Annotated in this window: 19 protein-coding genes and 1 pseudogene; 3 read left to right on the top strand and 17 right to left on the bottom strand. The window is 58.0% G+C overall.

Translation table 11 applies throughout. The features are described 5' to 3' along the window. Nucleotide 1 precedes the first annotated feature (1 nt). The 5 genes from NTD86_RS15130 to NTD86_RS15110 all read right to left on the bottom strand — a co-directional run bounded on the left by NTD86_RS15130 (nucleotide 2) and on the right by NTD86_RS15110 (nucleotide 5253). Nucleotides 2–550 (bottom strand): hypothetical protein, encoded by a 549-nt coding sequence (locus NTD86_RS15130; protein ID WP_262203365.1) that lies wholly within the window; start codon nucleotides 548–550, stop codon nucleotides 2–4. A gap of 259 nt (nucleotides 551–809) precedes the next feature. Then, complete coding sequence (lysS, locus tag NTD86_RS15125) at nucleotides 810–2312, bottom strand: lysine--tRNA ligase (protein WP_262203363.1); 1503 nt, start codon at nucleotides 2310–2312, stop codon at nucleotides 810–812. A gap of 113 nt (nucleotides 2313–2425) precedes the next feature. Next, nucleotides 2426–3521 (bottom strand): peptide chain release factor 2 gene (gene prfB, locus NTD86_RS15120; protein WP_262203361.1). Its coding sequence is split into 2 segments (ribosomal slippage): nucleotides 2426–3448 and nucleotides 3450–3521, totalling 1095 coding nucleotides; the frame shifts between segments, so codons are not numbered across the junction. A gap of 698 nt (nucleotides 3522–4219) precedes the next feature. Beyond that, complete coding sequence (locus NTD86_RS15115) at nucleotides 4220–4882, bottom strand: GNAT family N-acetyltransferase (protein ID WP_262203359.1); 663 nt, start codon at nucleotides 4880–4882, stop codon at nucleotides 4220–4222. A 119-nt stretch (nucleotides 4883–5001) separates the two neighbouring features. Then, nucleotides 5002–5253 (bottom strand): hypothetical protein, encoded by a 252-nt coding sequence (locus NTD86_RS15110; RefSeq protein ID WP_262203406.1) that lies wholly within the window; start codon nucleotides 5251–5253, stop codon nucleotides 5002–5004. Between the two features lie 24 nt (nucleotides 5254–5277). Here NTD86_RS15110 and NTD86_RS24350 point away from each other — a divergent pair. Beyond that, nucleotides 5278–5457 (top strand): annotated as a pseudogene (locus NTD86_RS24350) (transposase); the annotation flags it as partial. 252 nt (nucleotides 5458–5709) lie between these two features. On the opposite strand, the gene NTD86_RS15100 reads toward NTD86_RS24350, so the two are convergent. From NTD86_RS15100 to NTD86_RS15050, 11 genes are all read right to left on the bottom strand, one after another. Further along, nucleotides 5710–6711 (bottom strand): PleD family two-component system response regulator, encoded by a 1002-nt coding sequence (locus tag NTD86_RS15100; RefSeq protein WP_262203357.1) that lies wholly within the window; start codon nucleotides 6709–6711, stop codon nucleotides 5710–5712. A 52-nt stretch (nucleotides 6712–6763) separates the two neighbouring features. Next, nucleotides 6764–7774, bottom strand: coding sequence for a chemotaxis response regulator protein-glutamate methylesterase (locus NTD86_RS15095; protein WP_262203355.1), 1011 nt, complete (start codon nucleotides 7772–7774; stop codon nucleotides 6764–6766). Next, on the bottom strand, nucleotides 7771–10077 hold the full coding sequence (locus NTD86_RS15090; RefSeq protein WP_262203353.1) for a hybrid sensor histidine kinase/response regulator: 2307 nt from the start codon (nucleotides 10075–10077) through the stop codon (nucleotides 7771–7773). The genes NTD86_RS15095 and NTD86_RS15090 overlap by 4 nt, the downstream gene beginning before the upstream one ends. Further along, the gene (locus NTD86_RS15085) at nucleotides 10074–10760 is read right to left on the bottom strand and encodes a chemotaxis protein CheW (RefSeq protein ID WP_262203352.1); all 687 of its coding nucleotides are present in this window, start codon (nucleotides 10758–10760) and stop codon (nucleotides 10074–10076) included. The genes NTD86_RS15090 and NTD86_RS15085 overlap by 4 nt, the downstream gene beginning before the upstream one ends. Further along, nucleotides 10757–12034, bottom strand: a complete 1278-nt coding sequence (locus NTD86_RS15080) for a CheR family methyltransferase (RefSeq protein ID WP_262203350.1) — start codon at nucleotides 12032–12034, stop codon at nucleotides 10757–10759. The genes NTD86_RS15085 and NTD86_RS15080 overlap by 4 nt, the downstream gene beginning before the upstream one ends. Continuing rightward, on the bottom strand, nucleotides 12031–12546 hold the full coding sequence (locus NTD86_RS15075; protein ID WP_262203348.1) for a chemotaxis protein CheW: 516 nt from the start codon (nucleotides 12544–12546) through the stop codon (nucleotides 12031–12033). The genes NTD86_RS15080 and NTD86_RS15075 overlap by 4 nt, the downstream gene beginning before the upstream one ends. Next, complete coding sequence (locus tag NTD86_RS15070; RefSeq protein ID WP_262203347.1) at nucleotides 12546–14168, bottom strand: methyl-accepting chemotaxis protein; 1623 nt, start codon at nucleotides 14166–14168, stop codon at nucleotides 12546–12548. The genes NTD86_RS15075 and NTD86_RS15070 overlap by 1 nt, the downstream gene beginning before the upstream one ends. A gap of 181 nt (nucleotides 14169–14349) precedes the next feature. Further along, a complete protein-coding gene (locus NTD86_RS15065; RefSeq protein ID WP_262203346.1) occupies nucleotides 14350–15072 on the bottom strand; it encodes a tellurite resistance TerB family protein in 723 nt (240 codons plus the stop codon). Nucleotides 15073–15106: 34 nt separating this feature from the next. Further along, complete coding sequence (locus NTD86_RS15060; protein ID WP_262203344.1) at nucleotides 15107–16213, bottom strand: NADH:flavin oxidoreductase/NADH oxidase; 1107 nt, start codon at nucleotides 16211–16213, stop codon at nucleotides 15107–15109. 201 nt (nucleotides 16214–16414) lie between these two features. Next, nucleotides 16415–18124, bottom strand: a complete 1710-nt coding sequence (gene recJ, locus NTD86_RS15055; RefSeq protein WP_262203343.1) for a single-stranded-DNA-specific exonuclease RecJ — start codon at nucleotides 18122–18124, stop codon at nucleotides 16415–16417. A gap of 40 nt (nucleotides 18125–18164) precedes the next feature. Further along, complete coding sequence (locus tag NTD86_RS15050) at nucleotides 18165–18707, bottom strand: YaeQ family protein (protein ID WP_262203341.1); 543 nt, start codon at nucleotides 18705–18707, stop codon at nucleotides 18165–18167. 205 nt (nucleotides 18708–18912) lie between these two features. Here NTD86_RS15050 and NTD86_RS15045 point away from each other — a divergent pair, with 205 nt between their 5' ends. Further along, entirely contained in the window at nucleotides 18913–20112 is a 1200-nt protein-coding gene (locus tag NTD86_RS15045; RefSeq protein ID WP_262203340.1) for a CaiB/BaiF CoA transferase family protein, read from the top strand. 41 nt (nucleotides 20113–20153) lie between these two features. Continuing rightward, a complete protein-coding gene (locus NTD86_RS15040) occupies nucleotides 20154–21038 on the top strand; it encodes a TIGR02285 family protein (RefSeq protein ID WP_262203339.1) in 885 nt (294 codons plus the stop codon). A gap of 164 nt (nucleotides 21039–21202) precedes the next feature. Here the strand turns inward: NTD86_RS15040 and NTD86_RS15035 are convergent, their stop codons facing one another. Continuing rightward, nucleotides 21203–21610, bottom strand: coding sequence for a response regulator (locus tag NTD86_RS15035; protein ID WP_262203338.1), 408 nt, complete (start codon nucleotides 21608–21610; stop codon nucleotides 21203–21205). Nucleotides 21611–21755: the final 145 nt, after the last annotated feature.

The following is a 21755-nucleotide window of genomic DNA, read 5'->3' as shown; positions in this document are numbered from 1 at the left end:
GTTACTGGGTCGCACGCTGATAGCGAGCCACTTCGACAAAGACGTCCGAATTGGCAGGATCGTCGAGGTAAGCAAAAACTGTAGCTGACGGGCTCTGGATCTGTACGCCCGAACCTTCAGACGTTTCGACCGGTTCACCGTTCAAGGCCGACTGGCCTATCGCCTGTTTGATCTGATCCAGGTCCAGGTCGTACACCACCAGTTCGCCATTGTCGTTCACCTCAAAACCATTGAGCGTGTAGCCACCGCCCAGCTTGGCCGGCACGTTGGCCGAGGCATACCAGCGGCTGCCGTGGCGGGCAACGATAAAGGTGTAGCGATCACGCGCCTTGGGTTCGCCATTGGGGTACACAACGGCTTCGTAGCGAGTCTTGTCGACGGCGCGGATATTCAGGTTGCGCGCCTCGCCCCAGGCATCCTTGCTGGTCCATCTCCCGAGCAGTTGTTTTGGCGCTGGCTGAGCAGTAATCGGTGCGTCTTTAAACGTCACCAGGCACCCGCTCAACATCAAAAATGACAATGCCACCAGCAACACGCGCCACACTTTCATGCCTGCATCCTTCTATAGAGCAGCCAGGGCTCATTGAGTAGGGCTTGATATTCCATCCGACTGACAATCGCCGTCAACAGTTGGTATGCCTTATGACTGACTGTGGGAGCGGGGTTGCTCGCGATGCAAGCGCCCTGGCCTACCAGCGACAACGCGTTGAGGCTATCGCGAGCAAGCCCGCGCCCACACAAAGATCCAGCTCAGCGTTCTACGGGCAATAAAAAACCGCCTCGAATCGGCGGTTTTTTATTCAGCATCGTTACGCTTGTGGGCGCATGTGCGGGAACAGGATCACGTCACGAATCGACGGGGAGTTGGTCAGCAGCATCACCAGACGGTCGATACCGATACCTTCACCCGCCGTTGGCGGCATGCCGTATTCCAGCGCACGTACGAAGTCAGCATCGTAGTGCATGGCTTCGTCGTCACCGGCGTCCTTGTCCGCTACCTGAGCCATGAAACGCTCGGCCTGGTCTTCCGCGTCGTTCAACTCGGAGTAGGCGTTGGCGATTTCACGACCACCAATAAACAGTTCAAAGCGGTCAGTCACGTTCGGGTTGTCGTCGTTACGACGCGCCAGCGGCGACACTTCAAACGGATACTGGGTAATGAAGTGCGGCTGTTCCAGCTTGTGCTCGACCAGCTCTTCGAAAATCATCACCTGCAGCTTGCCCAGGCCTTCGAAGCCCAGCACCTTGGCGCCGGCTTTCTTGGCAATGGCGCGCGCCTTGTCGATGTCGTTCAGGTCATCGGCCGTCAGCTCAGGGTTGTACTTGAGGATCGAGTCGAACACCGACAGGCGTGCGAACGGCTCGCCGAAGTGGAACACCTTGTCGCCGTAAGGCACGTCGGTGCTGCCCAGTACCAGTTGCGCCAGTTCACGGAACAGCTCTTCGGTGAGGTCCATGTTGTCTTCGTAGTCGGCGTACGCCTGGTAGAACTCAAGCATGGTGAATTCTGGGTTGTGACGAGTCGACACGCCTTCGTTACGGAAGTTACGGTTGATCTCGAACACTTTTTCAAAGCCGCCCACCACCAGACGCTTGAGGTACAGCTCAGGCGCGATCCGCAGGAACATTTCCATGTCCAGCGCGTTGTGGTGAGTTTCGAATGGCTTGGCTGCCGCACCACCCGGGATGGTTTGCAGCATCGGGGTTTCAACTTCGAGGAAGTCGCGTGCCATCAGGAAGCTGCGGATGTGCGCAATCACCTGCGAACGCACACGGAAGGTGTGGCGCACGTCTTCGTTGACGATCAGGTCAACGTAACGCTGGCGATAACGCTGCTCGGTGTCAGTCAAGCCGTGGTGCTTGTCTGGCAGCGGGCGCAGGGATTTGGTCAGCAGACGCACGTTGGTCATTTCAACGTACAGGTCGCCTTTGCCGGAACGGGCCAGGGTGCCTTCAGCGGCGATGATATCGCCCAGGTCCCAGGTTTTCACGGCGGCCAGGGTTTCTTCTGGCAGGGTCTTGCGGTTGACATACACCTGGATGCGACCGGTCATGTCCTGGATCACCATGAACGCGCCACGGTTAAGCATGATGCGACCCGCAACCTTGACCGGAATGGCCGCTTCAGCCAGCTCTTCCTTGGTTTTGTCGGCGTACTGCTTCTGCAAGTCAGCGCAGTAGTTTTCACGACGGAAGTCATTCGGGAAGGCGTTGCCCTTGGCGCGCTCGGCAGCAAGTTTTTCCTTGCGCTGGGCGATCAGGGCGTTTTCTTCCTGTTGCAGGTCTTGGGGGTCGAGTTGTTGGTCGCTCATGTCTTAAAAATTCCATCACAGGTTCGTTGCCCCTGCCCTGCGGCAGGGGTTGGCGGGCCTTCAGCGCGCCTCAAGGCATCGCATTGGCTGCGCTCTTACGGTTATTGCGCGACTTACAGCCCTTGTTTCAGGCTGGCTACCAGGTATTCGTCGATATCGCCATCGAGCACTTTATCGCAATCGCTGCGCTCGATATTGGTACGCAAATCCTTGATACGCGAGGCGTCGAGTACATACGAGCGAATCTGGTGGCCCCAGCCGATGTCAGACTTGGTGTCTTCCAGGGCTTGGGACGCCGCGTTGCGCTTCTGCATTTCCTGCTCGTAAAGACGGGCCCGCAGCATTTTCATGGCGGTGTCTTTGTTCGCATGCTGGGAACGTTCGTTCTGGCAGCTCACCACGGTGTTGGTCGGTACGTGGGTAATCCGCACGGCCGAGTCGGTGGTGTTTACGTGCTGACCACCCGCACCGGAGGAGCGATAGGTATCGATTCGCAGGTCCGACGGGTTGATGTCGATTTCAATGTTGTCGTCGATCTCTGGCGAGACGAACACCGCCGAGAACGAGGTGTGACGACGGTTGCCCGAGTCGTAGGGGCTTTTACGCACCAGGCGATGGACGCCAATTTCGGTACGCAACCAACCAAAGGCGTATTCACCCTTGATGTGGACAGTGGCGCCCTTGATCCCGGCGACTTCACCGGCAGACAGTTCCATGATGGTGGCATCGAAGCCGCGCTTGTCGGCCCAGCGCAAATACATCCGCAGCAGGATATTGGCCCAGTCTTGCGCTTCGGTGCCGCCAGAGCCTGCCTGAATGTCCAGGTAAGCGTTGTTGGCGTCCATCTCACCGCTGAACATGCGGCGGAATTCGAGTTTTTCAAGAGCTTCGCGCAGACGCTCGACTTCGGCGGCGACGTCATCGACAGCGGCCTGGTCTTCTTCTTCGGCTGACATCAGCAGCAGGTCTTTGGCGTCGGCCAGACCTGAGTGCATTTCGTCCAGGGTTTCGACAATTTGCGCCAGTTGGGCGCGTTCGCGGCCCAGCTCCTGAGCGTACGTAGGGTTGTTCCAGACACTCGGATCTTCAAGCTCGCGACTGACTTCGATCAAACGCTCATGCTTTTGATCGTAGTCAAAGATACCCCCGAATAGTTTCGGAGCGCTCTGACAGGTCCTTGATGCTGTTAAGGATCGGGTTGATTTCCATGGCTGGCGGCACTCGTAGGCGATTTTTACAAAGCCGGTGAGTATACCGTAAACAGGGGTCAGCAGTAGCCCGCCTGGCGGGGTTTGGCTGTTGATCAGGTTTGATAGGGCGTGGCTTCGCTGGCGTACATATCCGTTGCTGCAGGTAACGGCCTCAAGGGGACAGCCAACCGGCATGTGCGCTGCTCGCACCCTGTAGCGGGCTCGTCTCGCGATCTTTTAAAGATCGATAAAAACATGGCGGGCATTGTTGGGATGCCCAGAAATCATTACGCCGTTGACCAAAGCAAAGCCTGAAGAAGTTAAAAAGGCGCGTATTGCAACCATTTATCCTTGTGGAATCACTGATCCAGCAAAACTGAAGCTTAGGAAGATTTAAGAAATAGGGGTTGGTCTTCGTCAATGGCGAACGTCCCTCAGATCACGGCTTCCACATGATGATAAAAATGGCGAGGGAATGAAATATTCCGGTCACCCCATGGATAATTAGAATAAGCCTCAATGGATTTCACTGACTGGGGGCACCCTCCTATTCGAGGGTGTTCCTTTAAGAAATTAAAAGATGACACATATATATTTCACACGCTTTTCGGTGAGAGGATTCCATGCATATTACTGGACACACCTCACGAACCACTAACAGTGATACAAATACAAAAAGGGAAGCGCATATTAAAATACGCCCCCTTCTTTAATTATTTATTTTCCAGTAAAAATCAAACGGTGCAGTGCAAGAACTGCTGGCGTCATATTTTTAAAGTCCGGAGAAACAGGCTCTTCCGGAAAGTCGAGTTGCTTGACATAAAGCACTTCCGTAACTCTGACTGTGGCGCCGGTTTGCGCGTCAACCTCAAGATCCCTGTCAGGAAATATTCCAACCGGCTTATATCCGCGTTGCTCAAGCAGCCGCTGGACGTAAGGATGGCGTAGGGTCGCATAGCTGGAAATAACCGAGCAGCCCAGTGCAGCAGCTTGATGTTCAATAACTTGTACCGTTATTACACCGATACCTGATTTTTGATGTTCCGGTGCGACCACACCATAACTGCCGTGCATTGTGCGGGTGCTGGGATCATGTTCCAGACAAAACATGAAGGCGATATCGCCACCAAACTTTCCAATATAGATTTGCGTGTCGACTGCTTCATCTTTTCCAACAAATATTTTTTCATCATAGAACTTGTTGTCAACGAAGCGACGTGCTTCCCCTGCGACACCCAGAGGGTTCCATTGATGGATTTTATCAATAAGCTCATCAACCTCCAGGCTTTGTAACTCTTCAACAATGTAGCCGGAAGGCCAATTTAAAATATGATTAAGCGTGGACAACTTTTGCCAGTTTGATTTTTGTTCGCCTGTCATGTGCACCACCTAAAACCTGATTGGATATTTAAATGCGCTTCCTGAGGGCTCGATATTCATGGTCTGAATGCCGGCTTGCCCCTGTAAATTGGATCCTAAACGTACTCCGCCATTCATCCTCAGGTCTGCCAGAGGCACATCAACTGCCTGCATAAGGTCTCTGTAGCCATTTTTTCCTTCAAGGGATCGGGAAGGTTGCTTAAGTAGCCCGGTTTACGGCCGGGCAACAGCGTTTGCGCACCACTATGATGCCCGCCGGCAACCATCACTGCACAGTGGGTTATCAAAAGATTCATCATCTCTGAAAGCTCAACCCAGGAGCGCTGGGCGTGTGGCTTCTGCATTTCCAGCGCCTGAAGGACAAATTGCATGCTGCCTGGCGCACCGCTGATTTTTTGATCAAGCCGTATCATCGAAAAGGCGAAGGTGATCGTCCGGTGTATCCGTTGCTGGCGATGTTAAGGGCTCATCTGGTGCAGAACTGGTTCGGCTATAGCGATCCGGCGATGGAGGGAGCTCTCTACCAGACCACTATCGTGCGCCAGTTTTCGGGACTGCATCTGGACCAGGATGCTGCGCCAAGACACGGCGGCCGATTTAGCGGACATACCGAAAGCACGCATACAAGGTGCCTTGATAGAGGGCTCACTGCTGCTGTTAAGCACCGAGTAGTCCTGCGGGGATGGATTCGTTGCTGGATAGCGCTACACCCGTCTAAAAAGCCAGCCCTATGTGGGCGCTGCCGCTAGCTGAGTTCGGTAGATCGTTAAACAGATCGCCGACTTCGCACCTGGGCAGCGGCTACATAGGGCGTGGTGTGCGCGTCGTTATTCGATCCCGACCTGGTTACGCCCGTTGTGCTTGGCCAGGTACAGCCCTTTGTCAGCCGCCGAGACCAGTTGGCGTGAGCTGCCGTTTTGCTGGGGCGTGAGGGTCGCCAGACCAATGCTGATGGTCAGGCTGCTGCCTTCGACCGGCTGGGTATGCGGAATTTTGAGCGTTTCTACGGCCAGGCGCAGTTTTTCTGCCACCAATCGCGCTCCACCCTGAGAGGTGTTGGGCAATACGATGGCAAATTCTTCGCCGCCATAACGCGCCGGCAAGTCTGACGGACGACTGCTGGCCTCGCGGATGGTCGACGCCACTTTGCGCAGTGCTTCATCACCATCCAGATGGCCAAAGGTGTCGTTGAATGATTTGAAGTAGTCGACGTCAATCATCAGCAACGACAACTGGGTCTGTTCACGCAAGGCACGGCGCCATTCCAGTTCCAGGTATTCGTCAAAGTGACGACGGTTTGACAGACCGGTCAGGCCGTCTGAGTTCATCAGCCGTTGCAGCACCAGATTGGTGTCGAGCAATTGTTGCTGGCTCACCCGCAGCGCCCGGTAGGCCGCGTCACGCTGCAACAGAGTCATGTAGGAGCGCGAGTGATAGCGGATGCGCGCCACCAGTTCGATGTTATCGGGCAACTTGACCAGGTAATCATTGGCCCCCGCCGAGAAGGCCGCGCTTTTGATCAGCGGGTCTTCTTTGGTGGAGAGCACAATGATCGGGATATTCTGAGTCGCCGGGTGATTGCGGTATTCGCGCACCAACGTCAGACCGTCCAGACCCGGCATGACCAGGTCCTGCAAAATCACTGTCGGCTTGATGCGGATGGCTTGAGCGATCGCCTGATGCGGGTCCGCGCAGAAGTGAAAATCAATGTTCTGCTCAAGCGCCAGACCGCGGCGCACGGCTTCGCCGATCATTGCCTGATCGTCTACCAGCAGCACCATGGCGGCGTTTTCGTCTGTTTTAACGTCGTCCAACTGTAAATCGCTCATGCGCGTTCACCTGAATTACTGCCTTCATGCCAGCCCTGCGGAAGTTTGTCGGTCATTTGCCAAATACCTCCAGCAAGCGTGGCGCAATCTTGTCCAAGGGGCGGATTTCAACCGCTGCATCGATGGCCGCAGCCGCTTTGGGCATGCCGTACACCGAGCTGCTGTGCTGGTCCTGAGCGATGGTGAGGAACCCCTGTTGGCGCATGAGTTTAAGTCCCTGAGCCCCATCACGCCCCATGCCGGTTAACAACACTCCCACCGCGTCACCTTTCCAGTAACGGGCCACACTTTCAAAAAACACATCGATCGAGGGCCGGTAAATCTCGTTGACCGGTTCTGCCGTGTAGGCCAGGGTGCCGTTTTTCAACAGCCGTATATGGTGGTTGGTGCCCGCCAGCAACACCGTCCCCGCCTGCGGTACCTCGCCTTCCTGGGCCAACCGTACGTCCAGCCCGCACGAGGAACTCAACCACTGCGCCATGCCTGCGGCAAAGACCTGGTCGACGTGCTGTACCAATACGATGGGCGCCTGGAAGTCTCTGGGCAGCCCTTTGAGCAATGTTTCCAGGGCCGCTGGCCCGCCAGCGGACGAGCCAATCGCCACCAGCCCGCGCTGCAAGCCCAGGGCGCGCGGCTGAGCAGACACCGGGCGTACCCGCTTGTCACTCTGGCCCATCAACCAGCCCACGTTGAGGATCTTGCGCAACAACGGCGCCGCCGCCTCCTTGGCATTGCCCGCCCCCAATGCGGGGGTATCGACCACGTCCAGCGCGCCAAAGCCCATGGCTTCGAACACGCGATGTACATTTTGCTCGCGGTCTACGGTCACAATCACGATGGCGCAAGGGCTTTGCGCCATGATCTGCCGCGTGGCTTCCACCCCGTCCATGACCGGCATGATCAGGTCCATCAGAATCAGGTCAGGGGTGAACTCAGCGCATTTTCGGACCGCTTCTTCACCATTTTGTGCAACCCACACCACTTCATGGCTAGGCTCAAAGGCCAACGCCCGACGCAACGCTTCAACGGCCAAGGGCATGTCGTTGACGATGGCGATTTTCATGCTTGGGCTCCCCCAATGAGTTCAACCACGGCATCAAGCAAGGCGTCGTCATGGAAACTGGCTTTGGCTAGATAATAGTCGGCTCCCGCATCCAGGCCACGCCGACGATCTTCTTCCCGATCTTTGTAGGAAACCACCATTACAGGCATGGATTGCAGCCGATTGTCACGCCGTAACAGCGTGACCAATTCGATACCATCCATGCGTGGCATGTCGATGTCGGTAATCAATAAATCGAAATGCTCGGCGCGCAAGGCGTTCCAGCCGTCCATACCATCAACCGCCACGGCCACTTCATAGCCGCGATTGATCAGCAGTTTGCGTTGCAACTCACGCACGGTCAGCGAGTCGTCCACCACCAGAATTCGTTTGCGTGCCAGTTCTGCGGTGTGCCGGTTACGCCGATCAATTCGTTCCAGACGCCCCGTGTTGAGCAGCTTATCGACCGAGCGCAGCATATCTTCAACGTCAACGATCAACACCGGCGAGCCATCGTCGAGCAGAGCCCCGGCCGAGATGTCCTGCACCTTGCCCAGACGCGGATCGAGCGGCAAGACCACCAGGGTCCGTTCACCGATAAAACGCTCGACGGCCACGCCATACACGGCGTCGCGCTCACGGATCACCACCACCTTGAGGGTGTCGTCATCGCTTTGACTGGGCGGGCGTTGCAACAATTGGCTGGCGGCCACCAACCCGACGTGCCGCCCCTCATGCCAGAAATGCTGGCGACCTTCGATTTGCACGATGTCATCCGGCAACAGGTCGCGCATGCGTTCGATGTGCGCCAACGGGAAGGCATACGCCTCATCGGCCACTTCAACCACCAGGCTGCGCACCACCGACAGGGTCAACGGCACTTCCAGCAGGAAGCGACTGCCCTGCCCTGCCTTCTGTTCCAGCACGATTGCGCCGCGCAACAAACGCACCATGTGCTGCACCGCATCCAGCCCGACGCCGCGTCCGGACACTTCCGTCACGGTGTCGCGCAGGCTGAATCCCGGCAGAAAGAGGAACGTCAGCAGTTCTTCTTCGCTCAGTTGCGCCACGGTTTCGGCGGTCGATAACTGACGCTCGATGATGCTCTGGCGCAAACGGTCCAGGTTTACCCCAGCCCCATCGTCGCTCAGTTCGACGGCCAACAACCCGGCCTGATGCGACACCCGCAAGCGAATCGTGCCTTCCAGCGGCTTGCCAGCCAGTACACGTTGTTCTGGCGACTCGATCCCGTGGTCAACGGCGTTGCGCAACAAGTGCGTCAGCGGCGCTTCGAGCTTTTCCAGCACATCGCGGTCCACCTGGGTTTTCTCGCCTTCGATTTCCAGGCGAATCTGTTTACCCAGGGCCCGGCCCAAATCACGGACCATGCGCTCCTGGCCCACCAGCACATCGGCAAAGGGCCGCATGCGGCAAGCCAGCGCGGTGTCATAGAGCAATTGCGCACGCTGACTGGTCTGCCAGCCAAACTCATCCAACTCGGCGGTCTGTTCGCTGAGCAGGTGCTGCGACTCCGAAAGTACGCGCCGGGCTTCGTTCAAGGCCTCTTCGACTTCATGGGTCAGGCCGACCACTTTGAGTTGTTCGTTGAGAGTATCCAGCGCCCGCAGACTGGTACTTTGCATCCGCTTGAGGCGGTGCAAGGCCGTCAGATAAGGCTTGAGGCGCTGCGTTTCGACCAGCGATTTACTCGACAGATCGAGCAAGCTGTTAAGCCGTTCGGCCGTGACACGCAGCACCCGTTCGCCACTTTCAGTCAGGCGCTGTGGTCGCCGCGCGGGCTCGGGGGCCGCTTGCGCAGTGGCTTCGGGCGCAGGTTGCAGCCTTGGCTCGGGCTCAATCAATGGTTCGGGAGCCAGCAACAATTGCGAAACGTCGAACTCCATCGGAGCAGCCCGTGGCGCCACTCGCCCGGAAGGATTCAGCAGTTCGTTGAGGTGCGCGACATAGGCGTCGATATCGGCCGGGCCGACGTTGTCACTGCCCGGCGTGGCAATGCGCATCAACAAATCAGTGCCCTGCAACAAGGCATCGATGTGCTCGGGATGCAGGCGCAAGCGTCCTTCCTGTGCGCTGACCAGACAATCTTCCATCACGTGGGCAACGCTGACCCCGGCGTCCACCCCGACAATTCTTGCCGCGCCCTTGAGCGAATGGGCTGCACGCATGCAGGCTTCCAGTTGGTCGGCCTGGGTCGGGTTGCGTTCAAGCGCCAGCAAGCCCTCATTCAAGACCTGGGTCTGGGCTTCGGCTTCAAGACTGAACAACTCCAGCAACGAGGCATCGCGCATTTGCTCGGGGGTCATGTCAGGCTCCGGGTAATTGCGCCAAGCAGTTGTTCTTCATCCAGCCAGCGCAAGCTGCGATTTTTCCACGCCAGCACACCCCGGGTGTATTTCGCGCCAGCATGCTCGCCCGAGAGGGAAGCCGCATTCAGCGCACGTTCTTCAATGTTATGCACGCCGTCGACTTCATCCACCGGCAACACCACCGGGCCGCCGTGTGCGGCCACGATCAGCATGCGCGGCATCACTCGCTGCGAAGGCGTCAGGGTCACCGTGGGGTCCAGCCCCAGCAGGTCAACCAGCGACAGACACGGCACCAGGGCACCGCGCACGTTAACCACCCCTTGCAGAGCCCGCGAGCGCTGATGCGGCAAGGAGTGAATGGCTTGCATGCGTGCTACTTCATCCAGGCAGACCGTGTTCAGGCCCAGCCATTCGCCGCCCAGGCGGAACACCACCAGGGAGCGAGTCGCGATTTGTTGTTCGGCATCATGCTGGCCGTAGTGTTCCTGGAGTTCTTGCTCAAACGAGTAGCGATCCAGTAAACGCGTGGCCGCTGCGGAATACACGGCACAATTGCGGCAATGAATATGCTCGGGCAACAGCGGGCAGGACTTGTCCCCATAGATGCCGATGCGATTCCAGCAGTCATCAATGACCTGAGCTTCGTCATGGATCAAGCCTTGGGCGAATAAACCACTCATTGTTTGCGCTCACTGTGACTCGAACGTTCATGACGGGCAGCGCGCTCCTGCAAGCGCTGGGCGCCTGCCACGTCACCTTGAGACGCCAATAAAGCGGCAAGATGCGCCAGCGCTTCTGAATGCTGGGGTTCCAGGTACAACGCCTTGCGATAAAAACTTTGCGCCTGTGCGGCCTGGCCTTCGACATCACTGAGCAGGCCCAGCCAGTAGAACGCCTGAGCGTGCGGGCCATGTTGCTGCAAAAACTGCTCGCAGGCCTGGCGGGCATCAGTGCTTTTGCCTTCATTGGCCAATGCAGCAATATGCGCCAGCAGTGCCGAGGCTGCGCCAGTGCCTGGTTGCGCTGGCGGGGGCACAGGAACCGGCGCTGGCGCGCGCGGTGCAAAAGGCCGCACCGTGGTCGGCGGCACCGGCCGTGGCAAGGGTTTGGGCGGCGGTGTGGACGCGGCCGGCAAAGGCCGCGCAACAGGCAGCGGCTCTTGGCTGTGGCAAAAGGCAAACGATTGCGGCGCACTGATGGAGCGCATACCCAGCCGGTTCAGCAGGCTGCCCTCGGCCGGGCCGATAAACAACACACCGTCTTCACGGGTCAATCGCTTGAGAACATCCAGCGCCTGATGCTGCGTGTTGAGGTCGAAATAGATCAGCAGGTTGCGACAGAACACAAAGTCGTACGGCACGTGATGGCTGAGCAGCATGGGGTCTAGCAAGTTGCCGACGTTGAAGTTGACCTGCTCGCACACACGCTCGGCCAACTGATAACCGTCATTGAGCGGGGTGAAATAACGCTCACGAAAATCGATTTCCTGGCCGCGAAACGAGTTTTTGCCGTACAGCGCAGACTGCGCCCGTTCCACCGACAACGGGCTGACATCCAGAGCCTCTACCCTGAACTGATGCCCGGCAAGGCCAGCATCAAACAGGGCCATGGCAATCGAATACGGTTCTTCGCCGGTGGAGCACGGTAAGCTCAAGATCCGCAGGGTGCGGTGAAGGCCCGTCTCGGCCAAGCGTTGCCTGGCGAGGCGACCCAAGGTGGCAAACGATTCGGGGTAACGAAAAAACCAGGTCTCGGGGACAATCACCGACTCGATCAACGCCTGCTGTTCATCGGGCGAACTGATCAGGCGCTGCCAGTAGTGATCGTTGTCGTGCATGTTCAACGCCAGGCAACGCTGGCGCACGGCGCGCTCGATAATCGCCAGGCCCACGGACGCGACATCCAGACCAATGCGTTGCTTCAGAAAATCGAAAAACCGCTGGTCATCACTCATGTCAGCCCCTGGGCACTGCCGTCATCCGGGCTGCGAGGAAACAGCAGTTCACACACGGCCGGACTCAACAGATCGTCGACCCGAACCCACTGCAACAGGCCCTGCGCGTCCTGACGCACAGGCCCCAGGTACGGGGCGTCGCGGTTATCCAGGCCATAGGGCTGAAAGTCATTCGGATCGCAGCGCAACGTCGCGTTGGCCTGCTCCAGCATCAACCCCAGAAGTTTGCCGCGAAAATCGACCAGCACCAGCCGGGTGCTCGTGCGGGCGACGGCTTCGTGGCCAAAAGCCATGGCGCTGATATCGATCACCGGCACCATCTGACCACGGTGCGCAAACACCCCGGCCACCCAGACGGGCGCGCGAGCAATCGGCTTGAGCGGTAAACGCGGCAGCACCTCGACCACATCCGTGGCCGATAAGGCATAGCGTTCCCTGGCAATATAAAACACCAGAAACAGGCGGTTGCTCGGCGTAACGGCGGCCGACCGCTGGGTTAAAAGCTCGCTCATCAGACTTTAAAACGCGACACGCCACTGCGCAGTCCAACGGCAACCTGACTGAGTTCGTCGATCGCAAAACTGGCCTGACGCAAGGACTCTACGGTCTGACTGCTGGCATCGCCCAACTGCACCAGCGCCAGGTTGATTTGCTCGGCTCCTGTGGCCTGTGCCTGCATGCCCTCGTTGACCATCAGCACGCGCGGCGCCAAGGCCTGAACCTGATGGATGATTTGCGACAATTGCTCACCGACTTGCGTCACCTCGGCCATGCCACGGCGCACTTCTTCAGAGAACTTGTCCATGCCCATCACGCCGGCAGACACCGCAGACTGAATCTCGCGCACCATCTGCTCAATGTCATACGTGGCGACCGCGGTCTGGTCGGCAAGACGGCGGACTTCGGTGGCAACCACCGCAAACCCACGGCCATACTCACCGGCTTTTTCGGCCTCGATAGCAGCGTTGAGCGACAACAGGTTGGTCTGGTCCGCGACTTTGACGATGGTCACGACCACCTGGTTAATGTTGCCGGCTTTTTCATTGAGAATCGCCAGCTTGGCGTTGACCAGATCGGCAGCGCCCATCACCGAATGCATGGTTTCTTCCATGCGAGCCAGGCCTTGCTGCCCGGACCCGGCGAGGATCGAAGCTTGATCGGCAGCCGAGGTCACTTCGGTCATGGTGCGCACCAGATCACGTGAGGTGGCGGCGATTTCCCGAGACGTCGCGCCGATTTCCGTGGTGGTGGCGGCGGTTTCCGTGGCGGTGGCTTGCTGCTGTTTGGACGTGGCGGCTATCTCGGTGACCGAGGTAGTGACTTGCACCGAGGAACGCTGGGCTTGGGACACCAGCGCGGTGAGTTCGGTCATCATGTCGTTGAAGCCGGTTTCGACTGCACCGAACTCATCTTTGCGGTCCAGGTTCAAGCGCGTGCTCAGGTCACCGGAGCGCATGGTTTCCAGGATCGAAACAATACGCTGCATGGGCGACATGATGGCCTGTAACAACAGGTAGCCGCAGAGCCCGGCAGCCAGCACGGCAATGACCAGCGAAACGATCATGCTGATCTTGGCCGTGGTCACCGCATCGGCAATGGTTTGCGTTGCGTGATCGGCGCCGGTGCGATTGGTTTCAATGATGGCGTTGAGCTGTTTGCGCCCGGCTGTCCACAGCGGGGCCAATTGCTCGTTGATCGCGGCTTCGGCCTGCTCTGTTTTCTTGTCATCGTAAAACTGCAGGACGCTGGCCAATGCCTTGGTGTATTGAGTGTGGATGCTCTCGAATTCTTCGAATTCCTTGCGATCCTGATCGTCAAAAATCGTCGAACGGTAGTTATCCAGCTCGCGGTTCATTCGCTCTTCGTAGCTGGCGTAGAGCTTGCGGTCTTCGCTGGTCAGATCACGCTGGGTGGCCGAGCCCACCAGTTGCAGAGTCAAGACGTAACTGTCGACCCAGGCACTGCGCACCATCGAACTGTAGTAGACGCCGGGAATCGAATCGGTCCGAACGGTCTCTTCGCTCGACTGAATCGAAAGCAAACGGGAGTAAGACGCGACAACCATCAACAGCATGATGGCGATGATCACCGCAAAGCTCGCCAAAATGCGTTGGCGTAACGTCCAGTTCTTCACAGGCAATCCTCGGGGGCCGATTCAAATGATGCAGGAGTATAGCCGAGGGCCAGCAAGGATTCTCACGGACGTTGAGACTGTTCTTACAGCAACAACACAACTAACAGTGTAGGAGCGAGCTTGCCTCGCGATCTTTTCAATGTTTAAAAGATCGCGAGGCCAGCTAGCACCTACAAGACGGTTAAACCTGAGCCTGTTTAACCTGCGCCTCAAGCTCGGCCTTCAGGCCCGGCTCCAGCTTGAGTTGCCTGGCCAGTTCATCCAGGTAAGCCCGTTCACCGAACGCTTCTTCATCGACCAGAATCAGGCTGGCCAAGTACATTTCTGCGCCGATTTCCGGGGTGGTGGCCGCGCTGGCGACTTCGGCCGGGTCCAGCGGTTTGTTCAGTTCGTTCTGGAGCCATTGCTGCAGCCGCGGGTCTTGCTTGAGCTGGCTCAGCTCACCCTCGATCATCTGCCGCTCACGCTCATCAATATGCCCATCCGCCTTGGCCGCCGCGACCAGGGCTTTGAGAATCGCCTGACTGTGTTCCTCAACCTGCACCGGCTCGACACGATCAATGGTTTGTGGCGGGTGTTCGGGGGCCTTGCCCTGGCTCGCCTGCCAGTTGCCGTAGGCTTTGTAGGCCAGCACGCCCAAGGCTGCCAGGCCACCATAGGTCAAAGCCTGGCCGCCGAACTTGCGCCCGCGTTTACTGCCCAGCAACAGGCCCAGCACGCTGGCAGCCATCGCTCCACCTCCCGCCCCCGAGAGCAGGCCGCCGAGCCCACCCGCACCCAGCACATTACCCAATCCTCCTGTATTGGCACTGGCGCCAGAGGCGTCGTTTGACGCACCGGTTTTTTTCTCCAGCAGTTCCTGGCCAGACTTCAGCAATTGATCGAGCAATCCACGGGTGCTCATCAGCAACCTCCTCGTAACGGGTTCAGGTCGGGTTTTAGTCGCGAAGGTCCGATTCATGAATCGGCTGATCGCGATGGGTCGCACGCTGGTACTGGGCCGGCCAGATCGCTTTTCTGCCGCCCAGATCATCGTCGGCATGCAGCGGCCAGTACGGATCGCGAAGCAGCTCACGAGCCAACAGGATCAGGTCAGCCTGGCCCGTGCGCAAAATATGCTCGGCTTGCGCGGGTTCGGTGATCATCCCGACCGTGCCGGTCGCAATGGCCGCCTCTTTGCGCACGCGCTCGGCGAATCGGGTCTGGTAACCCGGCCCCACCGGGATTTCTGCCGAAGCCGCCGTACCGCCCGACGACACGTCAATCAGATCAACCCCCAGCGCTTTCAGGCGCCGCGCCAGCTCTACCGTTTCGTCGGGGTTCCAGCCGTCCTCTACCCAATCCGTGGCCGAGACGCGAACAAAGACCGGCAGTTCTTTTGGCCAAACCTCACGCACCGCTTCGGTCACTTGCAGCACCAGGCGGATGCGATTCTCGAATGAACCACCGTACTCGTCGAGGCGTTGATTGCTCAGCGGCGAAAGAAATTGATGCAGCAGGTAACCGTGGGCAGCGTGCACTTCAACCACCGAGAAACCGGCTTCAAGGGAGCGTTTGGCGGCATCACGGAATGCCTGGACAATGCCCTGGATCTGTTCTGGATCCAGTTGTCTGGGCGCGGTGTGATTCGGGTCAAAAGCTATCGGCGAAGGTCCGACCGGCACCCAGCCGCCCTCGTCCACCTTGACGCTGCCATGTTTGCCCAACCACGGACGATGAGTACTGGCCTTGCGCCCGGCATGCGCCAGTTGAATACCCGCCACTGCACCTTGGGCGCGAATGAAGCGGGTGATACGTTGCAGCGGTTCTATTTGTTCGTCGTTCCACAGCCCCAGGTCTTGGGCGGTGATGCGGCCATCAGGGGTGACGGAAGTGGCTTCGGTAAAGATCAGCCCGGCGCCGCCAACGGCCCGGCTGCCCAAGTGAACTAAATGCCAGTCATTGGCCAGCCCATCGACGCTGGAATATTGGCACATCGGCGAAACCGCAATGCGATTGTTCAGGGTCAGTTGGCGCAGGCTGTAGGGTTCGAGCAGCAGACTCATGGGTCACCTCTCATTCCAGTGGGTAGCTCCAGGCACTTCTTAGAGACTAGTCGACAACACTGGATGAGGTGGGGTTCAAATGAGGATGCAGGCGGTGGTCTTTTAAAAATCAAAAAATCGCGAGACAAGCTCATCAGATTTACGACAGGCGCAAAACCTGCAGGAGCTTGCCTTGCGATCTTTAGATAGGATCGGCGGGCGCTAGCGCGGTTCGATATGGGCGATCATCAGTTGCACAGTTTCGTTGCCGCGAAACTCGTTGAGGTCGAGTTTGTAGGCCAGTTCGACCCAGCGAATGGTCGGGTTAGGCCACACTTCGCGGTCTACACCAAAGGCAATGCCGTCCAGTTTGACGCTGCCGCACTCAGTCTTGAGCACTACTTTCAAATGCCGCTCACCGACAATGCGCTGTTCGACCAGTTGAAACACCCCATGGAACAGCGGCTCCGGGAAGTGCTGCCCCCAAGGTCCGGCATGCCGCAGGGCTCGCGCCAGCTCCAGGTGGAACTCCTCAATCGTCAAACTGCCGTCAGATAACAGTCGCCCGGTCAGGTCTTCCTCACGCAGTTGACGTCGGACTTCTTCGTCAAAGGCTTGGGAAAACAGCGGAAAGTTGGCTTCAGGCAATGTCAGACCCGCCGCCATGGCGTGCCCGCCGTATTTGCTGATCAGGTCCGGGTGTTGAGCGGCGACCACGCTGAGCGCATCACGGATATGAAAGCCCGGTACTGAACGTCCGGAGCCCTTGAGCATGCCGTCACCGGCATCGGCAAAGGCGAAGGTCGGGCGGAAGTAACGCTCTTTGAGGCGCGAGGCGAGAATCCCGATCACACCCTGGTGCCACTCCGGGTCGAACAGGCACAGGCCAAACGGCATGTTGTCCAGCGTCAGGTCCTTGAGCTGGGCCAGCGCTTCACGCTGCATGCCCTGTTCAATGGATTTGCGGTCCTGGTTCATTTCATCGAGCTGGGCCGCCATTTCGCGCGCAGCGTTCGGGTCATCGGTAAGCAGGCATTCGATCCCCAGGCTCATGTCATCCAGCCGCCCGGCTGCGTTCAAGCGCGGCCCGAGGATAAAGCCCAGGTCGGTTGAGGTGATGCGTGAATGGTCACGCTTGGCGACCTCAAGAATCGCCTTGAGCCCTGGCCGCGCTCGTCCGGCACGGATTCGCTCCAGCCCCTGATGCACCAGAATTCGGTTGTTGGCGTCCAGTGGCACCACGTCTGCCACGCTGCCCAGCGCCACCAGATCGAGCAATTCGGCGATGTTTGGCGCCTTGACGTGTTGATACCAGCCCAGGCTGTTCAAGCGCGCGCGCAAGGCGATCAGCACGTAGAAAATCACCCCGACCCCTGCCAGCGCCTTGCTCGGAAACTCGCAGCCCGGCTGGTTGGGGTTGACGATGGCATCGGCCGCCGGCAGCTCGTTGCCCGGCAAGTGGTGGTCGGTGACCAGCACGCTCAGCCCGGCCTTTTTCGCCGCTGCCACGCCCTCGACGCTGGAGATTCCGTTATCGACGGTGATCAACAACTGCGGCGAACGGGTCAGCGCCACTTCGACGATTTCGGGCGTCAGGCCATAGCCGTACTCAAAACGGTTGGGCACCAGATAGTCGACATGGGCAGCGCCCAACAGGCGCAAACCCAGCATGCCCACCGTGCTGGCCGTGGCGCCGTCGGCGTCGAAGTCGCCGACAATCAGGATGCGCTGGCGCTGTTCAAGCGCCACCACCAGCAAGTCCACCGCCGCGTCAATGCCCTTGAGTTGCTGGAACGGGATCAACCGCGCCAGGCTCTTGTCCAGCTCAGCTTGTGATTGCACCCCCCGCGCCGCGTACAAACGCGTCAGCAGTGTCGGCATTTCGCCCAAAAAAGGCAGGGTTTCGGGCAGTGGACGGGGTTCGATGCGCATAACCGGGGGGACGTTCTCTTAAAGTGTTGAGCCGAGTGAATTAACCGCGTTCGCCTTGCAGCCACTGAAGCTGGACTTCGTGCTGGCCACGGTCGTCGGTGACGAACACGGTGCCTTCACTGATCATCACGTCCCACTTGATCACGCGCGGCATGTCCTGGGCCAAGGTTTCCAGCACCTCTTGCGGGACGGCGGCAATATTGACGTTTTTCAGGTTTTTGATGGCCGGAATGATTTTGCCTTCCCAGACGCGCAAGCTGCCATAGGCCAGCAAGCTGGTGCGTTCGGTACGACGCGAACACCAGGTCAGGCGGTCAGCGTCGGGCTGACCAACTTCAATCCAGTGCAGAACACGGTCATCCAGGCTTTTTTCCCACAGCGCTGGTTCGTCTACATCTGAAAGACCACGGCCAAAAGACAGTTGCTCGTTGTACCAAAGGGCGTAAGCCAAAAGGCGTACGGCCATGCGTTCTTCGGTTTCGGAAGGGTGGCGGGCAATGGTTTGCTTAACGGTTTCATAGACCCCACGATCGAGATCGGTGAGGTTGAGTTCAAACTTGTAGGTCGTGGACGGCTGGGCCATGAACGGGCTTCTTGATACGGAGAAAGACGGCAAGTCTAACCGATCCGTCCATGCTCTGTGGGGGCGGGCTTGCTCGCGATGCAAACAACGCCGTCTATCTGAATCACCGCGGTGATGTTATCGCGGGCAAGCCCGCTCCCACAGGACGTAGTGCCACTACCTATGTTAAAACGCTGTTCTCGCTCGCTCAGCACAAGGACTCAGCATGTCGCTCGCCAACAAACCACTTTCGGGCCTCAAGGTTATCGAACTGGGTACCCTGATCGCTGGCCCTTTTGCATCGCGAATTTGCGCCGAGTTCGGCGCCGATGTGATCAAGGTTGAGTCACCGGATGGCGGCGATCCTTTGCGAAAATGGCGCAAGCTGTACGAGGGGACGTCGCTGTGGTGGTTCGTTCAAGCACGCAACAAAAAGTCCCTGACGCTGAACCTCAAGCACCCGGATGGCCTGGACATCCTCAAGCAACTGCTGGCCGAAGCTGACATCTTGATCGAAAATTTCCGCCCAGGCGTCCTGGAAAAACTCGGTCTGGGCTGGGATGTACTGCATGCCCTGAATCCAAAACTGGTCATGGTGCGTTTGTCTGGCTTTGGCCAGACAGGGCCGATGAAGGATCAACCGGGCTTTGGCGCGGTCGGTGAATCCATGGGCGGGCTGCGCTACATCACCGGGTTTGAAGACCGGCCTCCTGTGCGCACCGGCATCTCGATTGGCGATTCGATTGCCGCGCTGTGGGGTGTGATCGGTGCGTTGATGGCATTGCGTCATCGCGAGGTGAATGGCGGTCAGGGCCAAGTGGTGGATGTGGCCCTGTACGAAGCCATTTTCGCGATGATGGAAAGCATGGTGCCCGAGTTCGATGTATTCGGTTTTATTCGCGAGCGCACAGGCAACATCATGCCGGGCATCACGCCTTCTTCGATTCACACCAGCCAAGATGGCAAACACGTACAGATTGGCGCGAATGGGGACGCCATTTTCAAACGCTTCATGCTGATCATTGGCCGCGAAGACTTGGCAAATGACCCGCAACTGGCCAGCAATGACGGGCGGGATGCCCGCCGTGACGAGCTGTATGGCGTGATTGACCGCTGGGTCGCCTCGCTGCCACTTCAAACCGTGCTCGAGCACCTGAACACGGCAGATGTCCCGGCCAGCCGTATCTTCTCGGCAGAAGACATGTTCAACGATCCACAGTTCTTAGCCCGCGAAATGTTTTTGCAGGCCAAACTGCCAGACGGCAAAGCGTTCAAAATGCCCGGCATCGTACCCCGACTGTCAGACACCCCCGGTTCGGCGCAATGGGTTGGACCGCAATTGGGCGCCCATAATGAGGAGGTCTTGAGCGGTTTAGGCTACGACACCAGCGCCATCGTTAAATTGAAGCAGTCAGGCGCAATTTAACCGTTTATCCGTTCTTTTGACTGCCGAAGGAGACCCGCCCAATGACTGATCGCTGGAAATGGCGAGGCATGTGCGCAGGGTTGATGATCGCGGCGATGCTTCTGTCGGCGCCGGGCGCCCTGGCCGCTGAAAAAATCGTCTGGCTGGTGCGCGACTTGCCGCCACTGGCGGTGCACGATGGGCCGTATAAGGATCAGGGCATCATTGATCAGTTGCTGCCGGTTTTAATCGCCAACATGCCGCAGTACGAACACGTCATCCAGCGGGTCAACCGGGCGCGCGCCCTGCAAGTGCTTGAAGGGCCCGACCTGGCCTGTGATCCGATGCTGGTCTGGAACCCCACGCGCGCCCTGAGCATTGTCTATTCAAGCCCGATCCTCGGTCTGCGCAGTAATGGGCTGGTCATTCGCCGCGTGGATGAACCGCTAATCGCGCCGTTCGTCCACGATCAGACTGTCGACCTACCTGCGATGCTGGCAGCGCAGTCGGTCAAGCTCGGCCTGGTCGCCAAACGCAGTTACGGCGTCTGGATTGATGATCAATTGTCCAAAAGCCCGGCCAACCCTCTCTTTACTCATTACGGCAACGATGCCATCGGCAGCCTTTTACAAATGCAGCACGTAGGCCGCTTGCCGGCACTGTTGGGGTACTGGCCCGAGATACAGTCAAAGGCCAAACAGCATGGTCTTTCATCCAAAGATCTGGCGTTTTATCCGGTTGAGGGCGCCCCCGCCTACCAGACCATTTATGCAGGGTGCACAAAAAACCCGAAAGGGCAAAAGGCCATTGCCGACATCAATAAGGTGCTGGGTAATCTGCCGCGCGATTCATTGGCGTCAGCTCAGGCCTACTGGACACAGACCAGTCAGGCAGATGATGGCCAAGCCCATGCCCCAGTCCCGGATCAAACCCCGGCAGCCCACTGACAAAAAATGCACAAAAAAAACCCCGAGCAGTGGGGAGACAACTCGGGGTTTAACAAGGTCATGATGACCTGCTCAGCAAGCGACAAGTCTCGGAGCAATAGACTTGCTCTTGCTGACAAAAAATCTGACACAGCGAACACGACAAAGGTTCCCGGGGTGGGCAATCAATTTTGATTTAATGCCGTCGCCCGCGAGCGGTAAGCCTCCAGTAACTGTCCCAGGCCGTTGACCGTAACGGGTTTGGGCAAATACCCCAACACTTCCAGACCTTCCTCGCGTGCCGTACTGACTGCACTTTCTATGACGTGGGGCGCGGCACAACTGAGAATAATCAGCGCCTGGGCCTCGCGCTTGACCGCCAGCTCGCGTATCAACTCCAGCCCGGACAAACCTTCGAGGTAAAGATCACAAATGGCCAGATCAATGCCCTCGCACTTGGCCAATGAACAACGGGCAGACTCAACACTCTCGGCAGCCAACACGTCAAAAACGCGGAAGGCATTTAACATCTGGTGCAACACCATCAACTGAAAAGGGTTGTCTTCGAGAATCAGAACTTTCAATGAGCGCATAAAGGGCCTTGAAATGAGTGCGCACAGTATCGGCAAGGGGACTGACTTTAGTGCGATTGCATAAAAATCGACATAGGAATAATCCTAAATTGATGTAGGCAACGACAACACCAAGCACTGCGTGGCAGCCATCCCTGCGCTAGAA

Origin of the sequence: Pseudomonas sp. 7P_10.2_Bac1, from assembly GCF_025465935.1 — a bacterium.
Taxonomy (GTDB): domain Bacteria; phylum Pseudomonadota; class Gammaproteobacteria; order Pseudomonadales; family Pseudomonadaceae; genus Aquipseudomonas.
The sequence above is the reverse complement of the archived record's forward strand: the minus strand, read 5'-3'. Positions and strand labels throughout refer to the sequence as shown.